Here is a 19,873-nt window from a genome sequence, read left to right as displayed (position 1 = left end):
GAACGGATTCACAGATGACCACATTGCGCATCAGCCCCACCGCGCGAGGAACGCTGGTGGAAACACTCTACAAGCTCGTGGACGCATCAGGACTTGTCATCACCGTCCAAGGCTTCAAGGGAGTCGAGGACGTCAAGAGAGCTATCGCTCAGGTGGCTCCCCGCCTCGTCGAAAAGGCGGAGATTCACGCCAACGGACTCATCGTGAGCGAGATGGCTCAATACCGTGTCATCTGGGGCGTTGTGGAATCTCCGGGCGGAGGTCTCGCGGTCCTGACCCCGCATTCGTTGTACGAGAATCAAGAGATCAGTGACTGGATCAGAAACTTCCGCTTGGAAGTGCTCGACCCGATCATCGGCTTGTCTGGCCAGGGTTACTCGACCGGGGGTGGTGGCAACGGGACGGTAACCGAACCGGACTTCGCCGAGGCTTTCGCGAACGCCTACGTCTGAGCGGCTATGTCCTCCTGATCGCAATATTCGGGCACGGAGGGGCTCTCTGCCGCCAACTTGCTCGTGATCTTCCTGAATTTCCATAGCTCAGTGTCGACGCCTTGGCACTGAGCGTCATTACTCGAATGCGTTCCACCGGAAGCTCGGTGGGGTATGGAAGTTCCGCGCGGTTTTGTTCTGGTCGTCTAGCAGTGAAGCCTTTGCTGACCTGGTCTTGCTGGTCGCATAATTAGATTATCTGAGCGACTGCCTTCGCTTGTCGGATTTCTGTCCGCAGTTCAGGAATTCCGAAGCCAGGAAATGGAGAGCGGGTCGAAATTCGGCAAGTCGGCAATAGTTTTTGCTGACGCGTTTAGTCAACAATATGGATGTCTGGATCGGCTCGGGATGCCCGGCTGTCGTCGAGGCTATCCAGGAGGCGTTGCATGTCCGCCGGTAGTTTCCAGTCGAAGACGTCGAGGTTTTCGCGTAAGCGACTAGGTGTTGAAGTCTTTGGCACGATGGAATTTCCAACCTGTATATGCCACCGGAGTACGACTTGTGCCGGTGTGCGGCCAAGATGGCTGGCGACGGCCTTGATCGGGCCTGATGTCAGAACATTGCTGGTCGGCCCTAGCGGTTCCCACGCCTGGGTGTGAATTTTGAGAGTATCGTTGTATGTCCTCATTGCTCGATTTTGGACGAAAGGATTGCATTGCACCTGGTTTACTGCGGGGGTGACGCCGGTAGTGTCAACAATTCGGCCGGTGTGATGGGGATTGAAGTTCGATACTCCTATTGCGCGAACCATGTTGCGTTCTCGAAGTTCGATAAGTGATTCCCAAGTCTCAATATAGAGGTCGCGCGAGGGCAATGGCCAGTGGATAAGGAGCAGGTCGACGTAGTCTAAACCAAGGCGGCGTAGTGAGCTCTCGTATCCGGCGATAGCTCGCTGACGGCCTTGATCGGCACCGCGGATTTTCGTTGTGACAAAGATGGACTCGCGTGGTAAACCGCTCAGCCTGATTGCTTGCCCGACTGTAGATTCATTTTTGTAGTATGACGCCGTGTCGACAAGTCGATAACCCTCGTCGAATGCTTGATCCAATATGCTTCGTAAGGAGTGTCCATGCAATCTCCACGTGCCTAATCCTAGGCGTGGCATACGTACGTTTGGGGCTATGACGACAGTTTGTGGCGAATCTTCCTGCGGCATATGAGGGCTTATGCTCATGGTTTGTCCCGATAGAGGCGTGATGGAGTGTGAGAATGAGGCGATATCGACGCTATATAGAGCCAGGCGGCGTGATGGCGCCTGGGTGAGCCGGCGCGGGGTCGAAGGAGGCCGACGCCGCGCGCGAGCGGGGGTATCTCGGCAAGTTCTCGAGCCTTTCGATGAAGAATCGCGAATTCAAGTGTGTCACTGTCAAAGAACGGTCGCCGACTGACTTGCTTCTGTCCCATTTCAAGTAGACGGATAGTCTCGGGTATATCGTGGTTGGCGATTGCTAGGCGGAGTGCAGTTCCATTGGACACTGACGTGCATCCGCAGGGGCATGGTTGATATCGATCCTCCTTCTGAAGGATGTCAACTGCGGCGGCGGTCATCTGATCTCGTTTGCGTTTACTTGTAGCTCGATCGGCCATGGCCAGGTGAAGGCGGACTGCTATTGCTGCGAAGTGGCTATATCCAAATTCGTTGGTCATCTCCTCTGCGTCGACGAGTATTGAGTCGGCCAGCGCCATGGCTTGTCGGAATAGGTGTCGCAACGATGCCTGAGGTTCCTTTTGGGCGCGTTCCAGCTGTGTGACGAGAATTTCCAGTTCGGTCTGGTTGGCCATTAACTTGCTTTTCATGCGAGCACGGTAGGTGGTATCTGCATCCGGTTCGCGAATATGTGTGGGTCTTAGTAGTTCTCGTCTGCGTTGCTCGACGCGTGCATGAGCTTCCGCGAATCGGCCATGGCTGGTCAGGATCCGCGCTTCGTAGATCATGGCGGCGTGGATGCTGCTGGTATGGAAGCCGTCGGCCCTACCTAATGGTGGTAGAGACCGTAAGCGCGGACCACTGGCTTCCCTCTGAAGAGCGGCTAGATCCTGGTAGTCGAATGCGAGTTGCCCGCGGTACCAATATTCGACTGTGTTTTGTTGCGATAGTTCGGTCTTATTTCCTAAGACGTCGGACTGAGTTCGCATCTCCCGAATTTTCTGCAGCCAGTAGCTGGCCATAATGCCGTCCTCGCTGAGCGCGCGGCGCGTCAGTTCGAGGAGACCCGTGTACGATTCGTGTAGAGGTCCGCCGCGCAAGGCCGCATCGGTAGAGCTCCCAGGAGTCGAGTTAGTCTCGGTCAGCTGTCGGCCGATAGCTGGCGGCCAGAGCTGCTCTGTCATTGCCGTGATCACGGTCGCCACGTCTATGTTGGCAAGTGCAGTCCGGACTTCCCGCGAGTGAGTGGCCCGGCTGGCGTGTGATCGCGAAGACTTTCGCGCGACCGGTAGCGATAGGGCGAGCAAGCCGTGCGCCAAGCGGCGTTCGAAGAGTCCCCAGGGAGGACTTGGAAGGGCGTTGATGAGCGTTGCTACCGGGTCGGCCTCTGCGGTTATTTCCACTCGCCCGCGCGGTAACGACCTAGGCAGTACGGCAGACAAAGCATTCTCGCCGGCACGCAGCTTTCGGCGGACCGAGGCGATACTGAAAGGACGATTGGCCTGAATCTGCGCAGCGACAACTCGACCGGTATCTCGCTCAGATCGTGGAGGAGCAACGTCGAGCCCGTAGTACACCCGCAGCGTGAGGCCGTTGACGCCAGTCCAGCCATGTGTCTCGTGCACGGCCCAGCGCAGCAGTACGAGCAGGCCCGCCGCAGTCAGGTCACTGCACCAGGCCGCAGGTGGACGGACGAAGCCGCGTCCAAGACGCCAGGTCCGGACCGACCGCAACGCGACTTTAACCTCGTCGATGAGCGCTTTCATGTCACATCTCCAGCGACTTCGCCGCCAGCGGGGTGTCTTCGCGGATCTTGTGAACCATGACTTCGGAAATTGACCCCGCCCGACCGCGGGGCCGGGGCGAACTTCTACTCGCCAAGATCCTCAGGGATCCAGAACGGACTCGGGCAGCTGTCCGGCTGCTCATCGTGGTCTTCGCTGGCGTCCTAGCTATGCTGTTGCTCGTTACAGGTGCGCTGATCGCCTTGAGCGTGATCCTCGGCGGCAACGCGGTGGTCTCACTCGTCGGTTCGGCGGTTGGGGCGTGCGGCGGTGTGGCAGCATCGAGCGGTTTGCGCCGCCGGCGTCGTTGATTTAGATAGGCGTCCAATGGATATCTGGATCGTCGTGGATCAAGGTCCGAGCTCGACGAAGCGCCTCCTGAATGCCTACGCCGGTACGAAGTGCTCGGTCCATCGCCCAGGATGCGAGTTTGACCTCGCGGGTCCGCAGCATGGTCATGAGGGTGTCGTTGTCGATTTGCGCCGAACCGTAGGCGGTGCGCAGATCGGTCCAGAGCGAAGCGGGCATGCCGAAGCGAGTCACATGTAGCAGCGGCTCGCTGAGATCCCATTCTGGCGCGGCTGTACCGGAGTATTCAAAATCCACAAGAATCGATCTGCCCTTGTGATCAACAATGAGATTTCCTGGGTGTGCGTCGCCATGGGTAAGAACATGGCGGTCAGGCGCCGTTCTTAACGGTGACTCCGATGAGATGATCTGCTCCTCGTGTGCACTTCGTAGAAATTTGAACTCCGCAATGCAATGGTGTCGTTTTGCCTCGCTTTCCAAACCGGCGAGACGCTCGGGATGTCGTTCCACGTCCCATGCCCGGTCGAACAAGCCTTCCCGTGACCTCAATGCGTGCAAGCGCGCCAATAGCAGACCCAGCTCGCCGTAGTGCTCCTTACCGCCACTGCGGCCAGGCGTCCACTCCCATGCGGTGGCCCAGCCAGCCTCGGTCGAGATTGGTTGACTCGGCCAAAGACGGCTCAGTCTGGCTGCGGGATATCCGGATTCGGCGAGGAAGTTTGCTGTGCGCACCTCACGTTCAACCGGTGCACGAGGGATCCAGGGAGGCGTAACACGGAAAACTATGTTCGCGCGAACGTGACCGAAAGAGATATTGTTCCCCCAGTGTAGGAACGTGATATCCCGTGGTCCTCGGATCCCGCGCTCCTCGCACAATTGTGTCAAACAGGTGCGGGCGGAATTTGGATGCCAGTTCATTTCGATGGCTTCCTCCGCCTTCATCGAGGCGGGATCGGGCGCGCATGTTCCCGAGTGTCGCGTCTCACGTCGGTCGGTCGGCTGGCGCGATACGACCTGATGGCGGCCGCGAGCTCGGTAAGCGCAGACACTGTGGATTCGTCATCCGAGTACAGCGAACTAGGCAGGAGAAGGAATGCAGGTTTTCCGTCTCGGTAATGAGGCACGTAGCCAAGGACCGGTACCGGCCGCGAGCTTGCATATTCGGATTTTGCCAACCAGTCCCTGAAGTTCTCGTAGTCCAGTTCGTCGACAGCTGCTGGCCCGGCACCGAGATCGAGTCTGATCACGATGTCGAGTCCGAGCGAGTTCTGGTTGACAATGGTGCCAAGATGTCTAAACCTGCCGCGCAGGTGCCTGCGGAATCGGTCTGAGACTTCGGCGAGTTGGCACACGTACTCCGACAGCCCTGCCCGCCCCAACCTGCCTAGCACGAAGTCGGCCATCACGACGCCCGTACACGATCTCGAGTTATCGAGGCTCCACTGATACACCGTACGATCGCCCTGTCGGCGCAGTGGGACGTCTAGACCCTGATCGTCACGCTCTAAGCGCCGGAGCGAGGTCATGTGACGGGTTATGTAACAACTGGACGTGTAAGCAGCGAGTCCTGTCTTATGGAAATCGACTCCAAAGGAGTCGGCATAGGAGATGGCGCGAAGTCCCGCGGAAATTTCGGACACCCTCCGCTGTGCGTCCGTGCTCAGCCTTGTGAATGCGGGATCGGACTCTCTGACGGTTAACCACGGCCACGTCACAACTGTGTCGGCATGTAAGTGTGGGACATACGGCAACGCGAGGTCATGAACGACTCGATCAATCACTCGTCGGACTTCGGCAAGGTTGTCGACACGGGTGTCGATCAAGGATCCGCCGGAAACGACGATCGCAGGCACGAGCACGCTATCATGGACAGCTTGGCGCAGCTCATCTTCGAGCGCATCCGGGTCGAGGGCACCGCTTTCGTCGGCCCTCACCCTTCGGCACGCTGACCGACCTAGACCCAGCCAGTTGCACACGCTCTCCAGTGAGTAATGCCCGTATGGTGAGACTAAGACCCTGCAGCTTGCTTGAACTCCGGCGGACACGGACTCGGTTCGGGCCCTTCGCAAGCCGTGCCTTATTGCGTAAAGCAGTGTGAACTTCCCGCCTGGAGTAAAAATCCCTCCGACATTATTAGACCAGCCAGCCAGTCCGGCAAGCTGCCGGATGCACCTCTCCTCAAGCAGCCCGAACTTGCCGCTGGCGAAGTCCCAAATTCCGTTTGGGTTCACTTGCATTGTGACCGCCGCTAGGGCGACGGCGTCAATCATTGGCGACGGCGACAGATTGAACAGCAAGTCAGGACTGTGCTGGCGGAAGCTTCCTTCAAAACCGTCCAAGGTCCGAGCGAGGGCGGCGGCTCGATCGGCTCCCATCTCTGCGAGAGCTGGCCAGTCATCTGAGTCCGGGTAACTGAAGTTGCTGTTGCCGTATTGAGCTGGCCGAGGCCCGCGCTTAAGGTTAAGCAGTTTCCCGACTTCCTCGATCCGCTCAGCGAGCAGTGAAAGGTTATCTTCGGCAGGAGTGAGGAAGTTGTCCTTGAGTGCCTCGCCTAGGAACTCCTGTGTGCGCGACGGTGGTGGCAAGTCAGGCACCGCGCTTACCTCCTTGGGGTAGGAGTTCCGCGAACGCCTCTTTAAGTATGTCGGCATCTGGGAGACACACGATCTCTGCGATGCCAGGCTCCTTAACTAGGATAAACGCACTGTTTCTGCCAACAGTCTTCTTGTCCAAGGCGATCCGAGGCTCTATGTCAGCGTAGGTCAGTCCGTGTATCTCGCGAGGTAGTCCCAGTGCCGCAAGGATCTGTTTCATGGACTCGGTCAGGTTTGGCTGGCCGAGATTGAGCAGTTCAGCAACACGAGCTGCGACGATCATGCCAAGTGCGACGGCCTCGCCGTGTCGATAGACCTGCAACCCTGATGCGGATTCGATGGCTTGGCCGATCGTGTGCCCGTAATTGAGCAGCATGCGTTGTGCGCGGTCTTCCCGGTCAGCGTTGACGAGAAAGGCTTTCACGGTCAGGCTCGCATGTATGCATTGTTTGAACTCCGTAGTCGTGATCCACTTGTCCTGCAAAGCCGTGTCCTGAATCCACGTCAAAATGCGAGGGTCGGCTATGTAGCCGCACTTGACCACTTCTGCCATTCCAGAGGCGAAATCTCGCTGGCTTAGAGTGCTCAACACCTGTGTGTCAATAACCACCAGCTTCGGGTCGTGAAAACTACCTACCACGTTTCGGGCGCTTCCCACATTGACCGCAGTCTTGCCGCCAATGCAGGCATCGACCTGTGCTAGTAGGGTCGTAGGGAGGTGCACGACGTCGGTCCCGCGATGCCATGTGGATGCAACGAACCCTGCCAAGTCGCTTACCGAACCACCGCCTAGCGAAACGATTACATCGGCGCGTCCGAGCCGAGTCGCTAGCAACTGTTCGTAACAATGGTGCGCTACCTGTAGTGTTTTGGCATTCTCCCCGTCTGGAACCCACAGCACGGTTAGAGGAATGGGTCCGCGCCTGAGTGCTTCCAGCGCGCCGCGTGCAAAACCCTCGCCAACCCGCTTGCTGGTAATCACTGCCATTTGCTTCGCTTCCGGAAAGATTTCCAGCCAATCCGGAGGGGATGCGAGCGCGCCGGGTTGGAATCGAAGGTTGGGTGCGGCTTGGCTCAAGTCCGCGATTGCGGACTTTTCTAGGCCGATCATCGAGGCGCTGCCGCGGATATGCGGGCCAGTCATGCTGGTGACCCCGTGACACTGGGCTCAGTGAGGCCGCTGGACCCAAACTCAGTGCGAGCCAAGTTCATCTGCTCTCCTTCGCTCCGGTGCAGATGCGTGGTGCCTGTCGTAGAAATACGCCTTTGCCTGACGGTTGTTACTGGGCCTGAACGTCGTCACCTGAATGTTGTAGTGGTCCGGAGATGGCGGCTCGGTACTCCACGCCGCATCGAATTTCTGATGCCGGCTTCCCAGGCGAGAGTGTGTGCTGGGCGTAACGATCGAACTCACTTGTGCGACGTGTCGAGCACGATGCATGGGAGGCGGCATGATCCAGGGAATGCTGGGCACGGTCTTGGTTGGGATGTTGGGCGCCTTGTGTGCCGAACTGATCCGCATCGTGGGGGCGCTTCGATCGGACAAGTCGCCGACACCAAAGGAGTTCGTCGCGTCGGTCATCCTGGTGCTGCTGGGTGCTGGGGCGGCGCTGTTTGGCTGGGAAGAGTCGCAGGCAGCGCTGAAGGTGGCGGTGTTGGGTGCGGCGTTTCCGCTGTTGTTCTCCGCAGCGGTCAACAGCCTGACCGAAGGCAAGAAGTCGGGTCGTCGGAGCGTGCCGCCTAAGTCTGTGCGGCAGGTTAGCGACTACGTCGCCGGTCGGTTCTGACGATCGGTGCACGATGGACGAGCATGAGGTCCTCGAGAGCCTTCGCCGGGCCGAGGAGCTTGCTGACGCAAGAGATCACGATGCGGCGCGCACGACCCTGACCGAGATCATTGAGGCGCCGGGCTTCGATCGCCTGCCTGCACTGATCCGAGCGCGGTTCCGGTTGGAGGCGGCGGAGGGTAGATGCTGACCGCTCGGCAGGACCAGTCGTTACGGACAGGGCTTGGCACCGCGTGCCGTGATGTCCGCTTCCGCCAGTGGAGCGGCTTGGGTATGTGGGCACGCGTCGGACGGTCCACTCGCTCGCGTGGCGTTTGCCTCGTCAGCGCCGGACTCGTCATGCGAGCGACGCGTGAACTGCTCGTGGTGAGCGTCGACCTGGGCGAGCAGGTTTGCCTCGACGGCGTGCATGGCGCCCTCGCCGTCGATCGACCTCCCGGCCCGGATGGTCGATCTCTGCGACTTGCACGTGCACTCGGCGGGCTTGATTGGGCTGCTGCCGCGCTTCTTACTCATGCCGGTCGCACTCATGCCGGACGAGGCGACGACCGCAGTGAAGCATGTCTTCCGCGTTCGTCGCCGTTCAGGTACTCGTAGGTTAGAGTTTCTGCGCCAACGAAGGAGACACATGCCGCTGGCCGAGGGTGCAGCCCTGCTTCGAGGACGCTATGAGCTGGGCATGCGCAGGTCGGCCGCCGGAGACGCCGAAGCGTGGACCGCCTACGACGAGGACGGCGTGCAATACCTCGCCCGCACGTGGGCCTACGACGGCGACGAACCTGACCCCGTTCAGCAGGCACTCTGGGACGCCGAGTTGCGCACTCTCTACAGGGTCGGCAGCAGCCCTGGTGCTGACAACACTATGGCCGTTCTCAAGGACGCAGGTCTCGACAGTGACGCGAAGTCCTTCGTCATGGTCCTGCAGGCGCCCGGCTACGACAGTGTCGCGGACGCTCTCGCTGCTCGGGCGGAGCACAGCTGGCTCTCCTCCCGCGACCCCGCCGATCGGCGGGAGCTTTGGCGAGCCGCTGGCCGTGTCGCCGCTGGACTGGCCGTGCTGCACTCTCAGGACGTCCTGCACCGTGACGTCGGCGCTGCTGCCCTGCTGTATTTGCCCGACGAGCCTGCCGAGTCCATCCGGCTTGGCGGCTTCGAGTGGTCTGTCCGGCTCGGCCGCCCTCTGGACGCCGACCCGCCCGTCAGCTGGTCCTCGCCGCCCGAGCGGCTCGCTGGCGACACCGCGGCCTGGCGCCCCGACGACGACTGGTTTGGCTTCGGCATGCTGTGCGCGCGTCTTGTGCTCAACCTCGAGCGGTACGCGAACAACACACCGACTGAGCGGTACGCCCGTGTGGTAAAGGCTATTGAGGCCGCAAGGACCACACTCACGGAGCCTGAACGGACATTGCTCCTCCGCCTGATCGACCCCGAGCCGCTTGAGCGGATGACCCGCCCGCACGACGTTCAGCTCTCCATTCGCGGGATCGTCGCGCTGCTTGCGGCCCCGCCGGCAGCCCGCGCGGACGATCGACCTTTCACGCTCATCGTCGACCCAAAGCAGGCTCGTCTCTACGATTACCTGCTCGAGCGAGGGCTACGGGAGCACCTCGGCTTGGACGACGGCCAGCCCTACGACCCGCGGAACGTCGCCCACACCGACGGCTTGGCGGTGTTTCTACGCCGCGACCTCGACGGCGGGTCCTTGCACGCTGTACCGAAACAGGAGACCGTCCTACTGGTCGGCCGGCGCACAGTGGTCCGGCTCCGCAAGTACTCCCACCGCGACGACGCGCCTACATGGCAGATTGCATTCTGTGTAGGCCCGGCCCAGCTCACGAACAGTGAGGGAGGGGCGGCCCGCGTACGTCTGCCAGCCGGCCGGCTCGCGGTCAGGTCGACAAGGGCTGCTCACAACGACCGGGGCCTGGCCCTGGCGTCCGCGACATGGGACACGGTGCTGCCTCGCATCGAGCGCGGCGCCGACCTGGCGCGCGACCTCGCCCAATTCCACCAGTTCGTCCGCGCCACTCACCAGATCGAGCTGCTCATGCTCGACGCGACGATCTTTCCCATCGAGCTGATCGCCGGGCCGGACCCCGCCGACGACCCCGGCTTCGAGCAAATCATCGTTCGTGAGCGGCCACGCCGTGAGAACAGGCAGGTCCTCGCGTTCCTGCACAACGACGACCTCGCCGGTTTCCTTCAGCGCGAACTTGAGGCTGGCAAGCCCGACAGCGGCAGCATCATCCTGTCCGGCGAGCATGGGGACGCTCTGGCACTGCCAGCAGGCGGTAAAGACAACCAGTGGCGCGTCCACGCCGTGGACGACAACGCGCGGACCGCGACGCTGCGACGCCAAACCTTCGACACCGACCGTCCGTCGCCGCCCGCAATTGGGTACCTGCGCGGCGCGGGCATGCCCGGTCAACTCAAGCTCATCCGACGCCGCAAACAGGCCATCGACGCCCTCGACCGCCACAGCTATCTGCTGCGCAGCCTGGCCGCGCCTGGCCAGGTGTACATCGACACCGGCGCGGCCGACCTGCCTGTCCGGCTCGCTCCAGAGACCGTCGACGAAGCCAAGCGCCGCGCGATCGAGGACATCCTGCGGGTCCGGCCCATCTATGCCCTGCAAGGCCCGCCCGGCACCGGGAAGACCACGCTGGTCGCCTGGCTTCTGCGCGAGATCCTCCACGACGACCCAGTCGCGCAAGTCCTGGTCACGGCCCAGGCACATGGTGCCGTCGATGTCCTCCGGGCACGGGTTACGGAGGCGTTTAAGGACGTCGCACCGGAGCGCAGGCCCCTTGCGGTCCGGCTCGGGTCTCGCAGGGACGACGACACCGCACGAGACACCGTCGAGGACGTCGCCCTACAGGTCCTGCGTGACAGCAGCAGCACCCTCGCCAGCCTGTCTGACCGCACGCCCGCCCAGCAGGACTGGCTCGACCACGCCACGGCGATGGCCGACGAGCTCGCCAGCCACGAGGCACGCGGGACTGGCGCCGCCGATTTCGTCGAACTGGTCAAGCGCGGCGCGAACCTGACTTACTGCACGACCAGCGCTGGCGAGCTCGAGGCTATCGCTGGCGACCAGTCCTTCGACTGGTCCATCGTGGAGGAAGCCGGGAAGGCGCACGGCTTCGACCTCGCGCTGCCCCTGCAGGCGGGCCATCGGTGGCTCCTGATCGGCGACCACAACCAGCTCCCGCCATATCGGTACGAGGACTACCTGCGCGGCGTCGACGCCCTCGATGAGGTTGTGGAGGCGCTGCAAGCGCTGCCCGATACCGGGCCTGGCGTCCTGGACTGGGAGTGGGTCTCGTCGTGGAAGGACAAGACAACCGAAGAACGCGCCGCCTTCCAGAGCTACGCCAAGGACTGGCTCAAGACCTTCAAACGCACGTTCGAGCACTGCCAGGTCGCCGTCGGTCAAGGTGACGCCGGGCAGCGCCTGACCGACGACTCGGCGGGCGGCGCCGCCGCGGGCGTGCTCATCGAGCAGCACCGCATGCATCCCGACATCGGCGAGCTGATCTCGCGTGCGTATTACGACGATCGGCTCGTAAACAGGACCGTCCAAGAAGGTAGGCCCATTGCCCGCGTGTTGCACGGTTTCGCTGAACCGCGCGAGATCCGCGGGAAGGCGATCGTCTGGCTCGATGTCCCGTGGTGCCGCGACGAGCCCAGGACGGCGGAGACCGGGCCGGCCCAGGGCCGACCGCGCTACACCAACGACGCCGAGGCCACGGCCCTCGCAAATTTTCTGGCGTCGTTGCGGCGGGAGGCGTCTGGCGCTGCGGAGCTTGCCGTCCTGTCGCCGTACAACCAGCAGGCGTCTCTGCTGCGACGCCGGATGAAGAAGGCCTCCCTCCCTGAAGGGCTCGAACTCAAGCCAGCCCTCAACGCCCGCCCTGGCGCTCCCGGCGGCGCCAGCGGCGTCCACACCGTTGACTCCTTCCAGGGCAACCAGGCCGACGTCATCGCGGTGAGCCTGGTGCGTAACAACCTTCACGACCCGGGACACGGCCTGGGCTTCCTGGACGACGCGAGCCGGCTCAATGTGCTGCTGTCCCGTGCCGAGCGGCTGCTCGTGCTCGTAGGTTCCTGGGACTTCTTCCGGGAGCAGGTCCGCACCGTCGAGCTCGACGACACCGCAAACCCCTTGTGGCACCTCAAACGGATTGTCACCGACCTAAGCGATTGGTTCGCCTCTGGCCGTGCCGTTCGGCTTGGTGCCGACCTTGGTGGCCCGTCATGATCGTCCTGTTGCCAGTGAGCAAGTTTCGCGTCCCATACGACCTCGCCCGAGGTAAGCCGTATAGCCGGCTTGAGCACATGGTGCTCACCGCCGTCGCCGACGGCGGTGCGACCCTGCGGTCGCTGGCCGAGGCTTTCCGCGTGCACGACAGGCTTCTCGTCCAGGCCGTCGTAACGCTCGTCAACGCTGGCTGGGTCGCCGTCCAACGAGGGCCACAAGCGTCGTTTGTGCTTACCGGGGCTGGGTACGAGGCCGTCAGCGGGGACCGTGAGCCCGTATCGGTGATTGTCGAGACCGCCCGCCCCGGCATCGTGGTGATGGAGCGTCACTCCGGTCAAGTCGCCCGGCAGTCTGAAGCTCGGCCTTACCGCCGGGACGACCTGACCGAGGTCTGGGACACCGCCCCCAGGATTGGTACTAGGGTTGTGCGCGACTCTGTGGACGAGGCGCAGGTCCAGAAGCTCCTGCACCGCGACGCCGGTGAACGGGTGCGCCGGATCGGCCGAATCGAGGAGATCAGCCGCGACGCGCACTGGCTCCCCCTCGACGTCGACATTGACACCAAGCAGGTGCTCGGCTTGCCGCCGCCCTGGCGCCACGCTCTTACAGCCCCGGCTCTGGCTGCAGCCGCCGCAGCTGTCGACAGTTCCCCTCGCAGGCCTGCAACGTCTCACGGGACGGCCCGCCCCGCGAGACACCGCTCCCTGGTTGTGACCAACGAAGACCGGGTAAACCGGCGCGGCACCACCGTGCTGCTCGCCACCGACGACGTGTTGCGTGGCGAGCAGGCGCACACCGCCGCTCTGGCCCAGGCGCTCCAGTCGGCACGGACCAGCGTCGCTTTGGCCATTCCCCGTATCGACGGATCGGACGTGTTCGAGGCACTGGCCGCTGGCTGCGCCGACGCCGTGGCCCGGGGCGTCCGTGTGGACCTGCTGGTCGGCTCTACTGACGGAGACCCGACCGCCTTGAAAGCCATCGCGAACCGCATCGGTTACGGCGCCGACGTTAGCCGCGGCCGAGCGTTGCTGCGGACTCGTGTCACGGGCAGCGGTGCCAGCCTGCTGCTCTGGGACAGTGCGCCAGGACAACTCGTCGGCGTCGTTACCGACCACGCGTGGGTCGGCGGAACGGCTGGAAGCCCTCACGTCGTTGGCGTACGGGTCCTTTCGCCCGCACTATGTGCTGACCTCGCCCGCGCCGTCGCCTCACTGTGGACCGGCCGTAGCGGCGACGATTTCGCGGGCGAGCCGATTAGATGGCGGCACCTTGCCGACGACGTCGAAGAGGACGCCGCTCGCTCCTTGGACGCCGCCGTGGAAGGTACGGCCACCACAGCGGAGCTACTCGTCGACGAGGAGTGCCTGGCAGTGGACGACGTCCTAGCCGTCGACGCCGCCGTCGGCCTGTACGTCCCGGACCCGGCGGGCGGCGACGTCGGGCGCAGAGGCGTTCAGCTGATCGTGCGTGGCCCCGGCGCCCAGCTCGTCCGCGCAGCTCCGGACGCGCCGAGATAGCGCCCGTCAGCGCGACTCGGACCACAAGAACCCGGATGGGCACAACCTTTGACGGTCACTCAACGGAGGTACGCACCAGCAGCTATCGAGCGTCAAGCTGTGAGCGGGCCTCAGACATCGTATCTATGCTGCGGAGCGAGCGTTCGAACTCTTAGGTGCTCGTGCAGTGAGAGCGGGCTTATGTGCGAGCAGTGCGTCTTCACCCTTGTAGAAGATCAACGGGCTGGAGCTCGCTGAGCAGTGGCATGACCGTGGTTCGCACGATCGGCCACCCCGTGGCCTGCCTCGGATTGAACCCCTGCCGGTGCCGCGGACCGACCGCGTCAACAGCCCGGCGGCTGGTACTCACCTATCAGATGTGAGTACCAGCCGCTTTGGCTAGTCCCTGGACCAAGTCGCGGACATATGTGCGTTCTCGTGCCGGTCAGCCTTGCGGCGTGAACTAGCTGAACCGGGCAGCGATCGTCCGGCCGTCGCCTGGCCGGGCGAACCGGGATCGCGCCAGGTCCGTCGTCACGAACGTCCGAATGATGAACCGGTCAGATCCATCGAAGCGCGCATGGAACGGGGACCTGCCGTGCACAGCCCGCCTGTTGTCCACGATGAGCAGCTCACCTGGCTTGAGGACGTGCCGGTTTCGCTTGGCCCGGTAGACCTCGATCAAGGTTTTGCACGCCGCCGCGGCCGTGACGTTCATGCCCTCCATCAGGTCCTGGTCGAACACGATGAACGGGTCCTCTTCGGCGCCGTCCAGGATGGCCAGTGGGCCTCGGCGGTCTCCTTCGTCGAACGCGTGGCCGCCTGCCCTGAACGACTCGTCGACGCCGGTGTGCCACCATTTCTGGCGCATCACCAGCCTGTCCCCTGCGGTGATGGCCGCGTCCAGTTGCGTGGCAGTGAGGGTATAGGTCTCGGCGCCAGGGTCGCCGCGCAGGCAGGACAGGCTGATGTAGTCCGGGCGAAGTGCGCTGAACGCCTGCTCGGTGTGCAGTTCGAGTTCGGTTGACGACCCGAGGCTGGTTTGCGTCGACGCGGCCGCGCGCGAAGGAACCATGTCCTGGAAGAGCCGGCCGAAGCCTTCTGCCTCGTAGGCCACCATGTGCCCGAGGAACTCGTTGACCATCGCATGCGCCCTGGCCAGGATGGTCGTCTCGCCGACATGACGGGTGTTGTCGGGGGGCGTCATGGGCACCGGTCCGATCGGCATCCCTTGGATCAGGAACGTGCCCGTGTCGCTTCCCCAGCGGCGGAACTCGCTCAGGGCGTCCTGGATTCGGTCGGGCAGGCGTCGCGCGGCGCGTGAGGCGGCTGCGCAGAACTTTTCGGGGGCAACAGCAGCTTCCTCGGTGATCGAACTGGCCAGCTCGACGACCCCGTCCGCCTCCGCGCGGGTGAGCGAGATTTTTGAAGGAGCGGATTTACGAACTTTTCCCAGATTTGCCGTCAAATCAATTCTCCCGTCTTTCGAGAAATTCGCAGGAACTGAAGACGGAATTTAAGCTACGAAGATATAAATGGGAGATCGACCTCGTGTGACCGGGGATTTGCGATGGTTCTCCTCGTGTCGCGGGGATACTTGAGTCGAGGTCACGCCCGCACGAACACAGCGCCCGCCGCACGCGACTACGAGGACGGACATGAGCCAGCGCCATGATCAGGAAGAACTGGTGACGAAGCTGCGCGAGGCCGGGACATCGAGGCCGGACATCGTGGCCGCGCTCCGCCTTCAGCACGGGCTCAACGCGCGCCAGGCGTGGCGAGTGATCAACGGTTGGACGCAACGCGAGGTGGCCGAGCTGTGGAGCCGAACGTGGCCGGACGACATCAAAGACGCGAAGCGGATCTCGTCCTGGGAGACGTGGCCGCACGGCAGCGGGCACGTTCCACCTCTTGACCAGCTCGACAAGCTCGCGTCGCTCTACCGCTGCAGTGTTGCCGACCTCGTCGCCGATTTCGGAGACCATCGGCCACCCGCGCAGAACGAACCGGCGCGCGTGGTCGCATCTGCCGCCGAGGCACCTGATGGCTGGTACTGCGAACAATTCCACGCCTTCGTCCGGGTGCACCCGGAGCCCGCAGAGGTCGTCGAACGGCGGACCGTCGTCGCGGTGACCAACGACCTAAGGGAGGTGAGCACTGGGGTGAGCGTCCCGCGGCACGCCGCTGACAGGCTTTCCTCGCACCGTGTCGAAGCCGAACTCGTCTACGGCGGGATCCTGGCGGCTAGCACGCAGCTTTCGGAGAGCCGCTTCCAACACGTGATCCGACCGGCGACTCCGCTCTCGGCGGGAGATCGGCACGAGTACGAGCTTCGGCTGCGGGTACCGCAGGGGCAGCTGTTGTCCCCGCACTACGTCTACGCGCCGAAATGCCGTTGTGACGCCTTCCGCCTGATCGTCAAGTTCGACCCGGCGCGCCCGCCCGCGGCTGTGTACATGCTCGAAGCGACGCCGACCGCGTCGATCTACGAGGAGTACCCCTCCGGCGAACGCGTCGAACCGGACGTTGCCGGCGAGGTGCGGGTGCATTTCAGGAACCTGCGGATCGGGTACGGCTACGGGATCCGGTGGACCGACTCCTAGTCCATCCCGTCGAGGTCCGACCGAATCCGGGCCGCTTGTGGCGTGCCCAGGGCTTCGAAGATAGCGAGAGCCCTCGACCAGTTGTTCCTTGCCTCGCCGAGGTCTCCGTTGGCGAAGGCGATCTTGGCCAGGCCGTCCAGTGCCCGCGCCGACTCGTAGCGGTGGTCCCCGCCCGCGGCGAGGGTCATCGCGCGGCGGTGGTGTTCGGCGGCCTCGTCGTAGCGTTCGACGCTCGCCAACGTCGTGGCGAGGTCGTTCAGGATCTCCGCTTCGAGGCCGCGGTCCTGGGATCGGACGCTCACGGCGAGCGCCTCTTCGTGGTACGTGAGCGCTTTCTCGCTTCGTCCGGTGACGCGGTAGGCCGAAGCCAGGTTGTTGGTGATCGAGGCCTTGCTCGCGACATCACCCACGTGGTCGGTCAGCTCTTTGGCTCGCTGGAGTTCGATCAGCGCCTCGTCGTCGCGTTTCAGGGTCATCAGCGTCGCACCGATGTTGGCCAGGGCGTTGGCCTCGCCCAGTCTGTCTCCGATGGATCGCTTGAGGTCCAGGCTGGCTCGATAGCCCTTGAGCGCCTTCTCATAGTGGCCCAGGCGGTAGTTGACGTTCGCGATGTTGTTCAGCGTGCGTCCAAGGCCCGCAACGTTCTCGCTGGCTTTGTACGACTCCACCGCCTGAGCGAAGTAGCCGAGCGCATCCTCGTACTTCCCCAACGACTCCAGCACGTTGCCGAGGTTGGCGCACGAGTTCGCGATGTCCTCGTCGTCTCCGTCCACTCTGTGCAGCCGCAGGGCTTCCAGGTAGCTCTCGTACGCCTCCTGGAATCTTCCTGTTCGCTCGAACACCAGCCCTCGGTTGCCCAATGCTCGTGCCTCGCCGTCGATGTTGCCCAATGCACGGTTTCCATCGAGGACGATCTCGTAGTGCTCGAGGGCCTCGGGGAGATGCCCTGCTCGCAGCAGCGTGGTGCCGATGCGCATCTCGGCGGCCAACCGCGACTCCTCGTCGCCGGTCCGCTCTGCCACGGCCAGTGCGCTCCGCTGCACTGCGAACTGGTCTTCGTAGTAGCCGTTCGCGTCGAAATAGCGGTGCATGGTGGCCGAGAACGCCGCTGTGAGGTCGGCCAGTTCGCTCTCGGCCAGCCATTCGCACACCAGGACAGCGTTCTCGCGTTCAGCGCCGAACCACTTGATCATCTCCGGCTTGTCGCGAAACGGCTCCGCAGGGCCCTTCGCGAACGCAACCCGCTCCACGTGTTTTGTCGCGTACAAGGCGTCGGACGCCACGGCGCTGTGCCAGATCAGATGGTCGGCAAGCCGCTGCACGCTGCGCACCCGATCGCCGGGGGCGTCGAGGGACTCCGCCAGTTCCTTTCCGTACTCGCGCAGGAGGTCGTAGAGCTCAAAGCGGTTCGCCGACACCTCCTTGAGCAGGCTGGCGCGCAGCAGCGCGTTGATGCGATAGCGGGACTCGGGCAGCTCGGCGTTCGTCACCGCCGCGAACCCCGCGGGGTCGAAACTCCTGCCCGGACTGAATCCCACCAGGCGGTACACCGCCTGTAACTCCCTGGGCAGGTGCCCGTAGGACCACGAGAACACCGACCGCACGGCGGTACGCGGATCGTTCGCGACCTCGAACATGTCGAGCCTTTTTTGCTCCTGCACCAGCTCCTCAACCAGATCCGTCAGATTCGTCTGCCCGCGTACCGCGACCAGTTCACCGGCGATCCTCAGTGCGAGCGGCAGACGGGCACAACGCTCAGCGAGCTTGGCAACGGCCTCCGGGGCGTCATCAGCACGTGGGCCGATGAGCCGACGAAGTAGCTCCTGGGCTTCCTCGGCGGAGAGCACGTCGAGGAAGATCCGCTTCACGCCGTCCCGCTGCACGAGCCCGCTCAGCGCGTCCCGGCTCGTGATGAGCACGAGCGAACTGGTCGTCCCCGGCAGAAGTGGCCTCACCTGCTCGGGCGAGTTCACGTTGTCGATGACGACGAGCATCTTCTTGTTCCGCATCGTCGAGCGGAACAGCTTCGCGCGTTCGTCTCGCGCGTACGGGATCTTCTTGACGCCGAGCGCTCGGAGGAACTCACCGAGCACCTCGGCCGGCTCGACAGCGTGTTCCAGGTCGTAACCCCGCATGTTGGCGTAAAGCGTTCCATCGGGAAAGCGCGACTCGGCATGACCGGACCAGTGCACGGCGAGCGCCGTCTTACCCACTCCCGCAGTGCCGGAGACGGCCGAGATGACAGCGATGTCCGCCTTCCCCGTGCCGGTGGTGAGCAGCTTGTCGAGGCTTTCGAGCTCGGCCGAACGACCTACGAACTCCTGAGGGCCGAAGGGCAGCTGTCGTGGAACGTCATCCCTGGCCGTCTTCATGCCGTACGCGCGGTCGTACAGGTCAGTCAGCCTGCCAAGCTCCTCGCCTTCGGCGCCGAGCATCTGCAGATATGCGTCGATCATGTCTGCGGCGGGTTGGGTGTCGCCCTTGTGCCAATTCCGCACGGTCTGGCCTGTGACACCGAGTTTCTTGGCCCGTCCGGGCCTCGAGAGCGCGTCGCTCCTCCGTTTGTACCTGCTCTCCAGCAGGTTCAGCTCACTCGTCCAAGCATCGACAGCGTCACGGTTCGGCACTGGCGGCTCCAAGCGGTGGCGGCGGATGACGAAGCGTAATGCCAAACGAAGCCAAACAGAGCAAAAGATCGGCCGTGGAACGGGCGCCGTTCGGCCACGCTTCCCTCGTCCGAAGCACACGAGCCACCGGGGAGGTGGCGAGCGTAGGAGAGGAGGAACCGTGCAGCCCGACCTGGTCATCAACAGCGAATCGATGCTGCTGGGCGGTCTGGGCTGACAGCGAGGGGCAGGCTCAGCCTCGCAAGCGTCCTGCCCCTGCTGTTCATCCAGCACCTGGTAGTCACAACCAAGCACCGCTCGAAGCCTACGCAGGTCAGCCCCGGCTGACCTGCGTACGGCACATCTGGCTCGATCAGGGCTTCGGCCCCTTTCGACCGGCGCCATCGCGCCAGGCCCCGACGAGCATGCCTAACCAGATCCTTCTCACTCCACACGCGCTCTGACATTCGGGGTCTCCTAGCCATCCGGAGCCCAGACTGTCAACAACCTCAGTCAGTTTTAGATCCAGTACCAGGCTGCCCAGCACCAGGCCAAAGCTGCGTGACACGCCACTACAGTAGTTGTCCGCCGGCCGCCAAGTGGTGAAGTGGTGCTGCATTTAGGTCCGGACATGGCTCGGCGCAGCCACTTCGCTCAAATCAGGCATGGTTCTTGATCATCTAGCCAGGGCCCTCGCCCGCTAGTACTACAGCCGCATGGCGTGATCTTGGTCGATGACCTGCCGGGGATGTGAGACGGCCACCGTGATCAACTTCGAGGTGTGTTGGGACTCGA

12 protein-coding genes are annotated in these 19,873 nt (G+C 63.1%); 5 read left to right on the top strand and 7 right to left on the bottom strand.

Features of this window, described 5'->3' with window-relative positions:
* Positions 1-14 precede the first annotated feature (14 nt).
* Entirely contained in the window at positions 15-452 is a 438-nt protein-coding gene (locus ACWEIJ_RS45135; protein ID WP_449843457.1) for a hypothetical protein, read from the top strand.
* Positions 453-804: 352 nt separating this feature from the next.
* On the opposite strand, the gene ACWEIJ_RS45130 is transcribed toward ACWEIJ_RS45135, so the two are convergent.
* From ACWEIJ_RS45130 to aroB, 5 genes are all read right to left on the bottom strand, one after another.
* Positions 805-1,596, bottom strand: coding sequence for an aldo/keto reductase (locus tag ACWEIJ_RS45130; protein ID WP_449843468.1), 792 nt, complete (start codon positions 1,594-1,596; stop codon positions 805-807).
* A 65-nt stretch (positions 1,597-1,661) separates the two neighbouring features.
* Complete coding sequence (locus ACWEIJ_RS45125) at positions 1,662-3,404, bottom strand: hypothetical protein (RefSeq protein ID WP_449843456.1); 1,743 nt, start codon at positions 3,402-3,404, stop codon at positions 1,662-1,664.
* A 330-nt stretch (positions 3,405-3,734) separates the two neighbouring features.
* Positions 3,735-4,649 (bottom strand): phosphotransferase family protein, encoded by a 915-nt coding sequence (locus ACWEIJ_RS45120; protein WP_449843467.1) that lies wholly within the window; start codon positions 4,647-4,649, stop codon positions 3,735-3,737.
* A gap of 20 nt (positions 4,650-4,669) precedes the next feature.
* Positions 4,670-6,325, bottom strand: a complete 1,656-nt coding sequence (locus ACWEIJ_RS45115; RefSeq protein WP_449843455.1) for a hypothetical protein — start codon at positions 6,323-6,325, stop codon at positions 4,670-4,672.
* Positions 6,318-7,469 carry a 3-dehydroquinate synthase gene (gene aroB, locus ACWEIJ_RS45110; protein WP_449843454.1) on the bottom strand — a complete coding sequence of 384 codons (1,152 nt, stop codon included), beginning with the start codon at positions 7,467-7,469 and terminating at the stop codon, positions 6,318-6,320. Before aroB ends, ACWEIJ_RS45115 begins: the two co-directional genes overlap by 8 nt.
* A gap of 307 nt (positions 7,470-7,776) precedes the next feature.
* Between aroB and ACWEIJ_RS45105 the strand changes: the two genes are divergently transcribed.
* From ACWEIJ_RS45105 to ACWEIJ_RS45095, 3 genes are all read left to right on the top strand, one after another.
* On the top strand, positions 7,777-8,112 hold the full coding sequence (locus ACWEIJ_RS45105) for a hypothetical protein (RefSeq protein ID WP_449843453.1): 336 nt from the start codon (positions 7,777-7,779) through the stop codon (positions 8,110-8,112).
* A 628-nt stretch (positions 8,113-8,740) separates the two neighbouring features.
* Positions 8,741-12,373, top strand: coding sequence for an AAA domain-containing protein (locus ACWEIJ_RS45100; RefSeq protein WP_449843452.1), 3,633 nt, complete (start codon positions 8,741-8,743; stop codon positions 12,371-12,373).
* Positions 12,370-13,890, top strand: a complete 1,521-nt coding sequence (locus ACWEIJ_RS45095; RefSeq protein ID WP_449843451.1) for a hypothetical protein — start codon at positions 12,370-12,372, stop codon at positions 13,888-13,890. Before ACWEIJ_RS45100 ends, ACWEIJ_RS45095 begins: the two co-directional genes overlap by 4 nt.
* Before the next feature lie 442 nt (positions 13,891-14,332).
* On the opposite strand, the gene ACWEIJ_RS45090 is transcribed toward ACWEIJ_RS45095, so the two are convergent.
* The gene (locus ACWEIJ_RS45090; protein WP_449843450.1) at positions 14,333-15,337 is read right to left on the bottom strand and encodes a TauD/TfdA family dioxygenase; all 1,005 of its coding nucleotides are present in this window, start codon (positions 15,335-15,337) and stop codon (positions 14,333-14,335) included.
* A 190-nt stretch (positions 15,338-15,527) separates the two neighbouring features.
* On the opposite strand from ACWEIJ_RS45090, the gene ACWEIJ_RS45085 reads away from it, so the two are divergent.
* Positions 15,528-16,472: a helix-turn-helix domain-containing protein gene (locus ACWEIJ_RS45085; RefSeq protein WP_449843449.1), complete on the top strand. Its 945-nt coding sequence runs from the start codon at positions 15,528-15,530 to the stop codon at positions 16,470-16,472.
* On the opposite strand, the gene ACWEIJ_RS45080 is transcribed toward ACWEIJ_RS45085, so the two are convergent.
* Positions 16,469-19,099, bottom strand: a complete 2,631-nt coding sequence (locus ACWEIJ_RS45080; RefSeq protein WP_449843448.1) for an ATP-binding protein — start codon at positions 19,097-19,099, stop codon at positions 16,469-16,471. The two genes, ACWEIJ_RS45085 and ACWEIJ_RS45080, sit on opposite strands and share 4 nt — an antisense overlap.
* Positions 19,100-19,873 lie beyond the last annotated feature (774 nt).

The sequence above is a fragment of the Lentzea sp. NPDC004789 genome (genome assembly GCF_053601075.1).
This window is presented reverse-complemented; position numbering and strand designations above follow the sequence as displayed.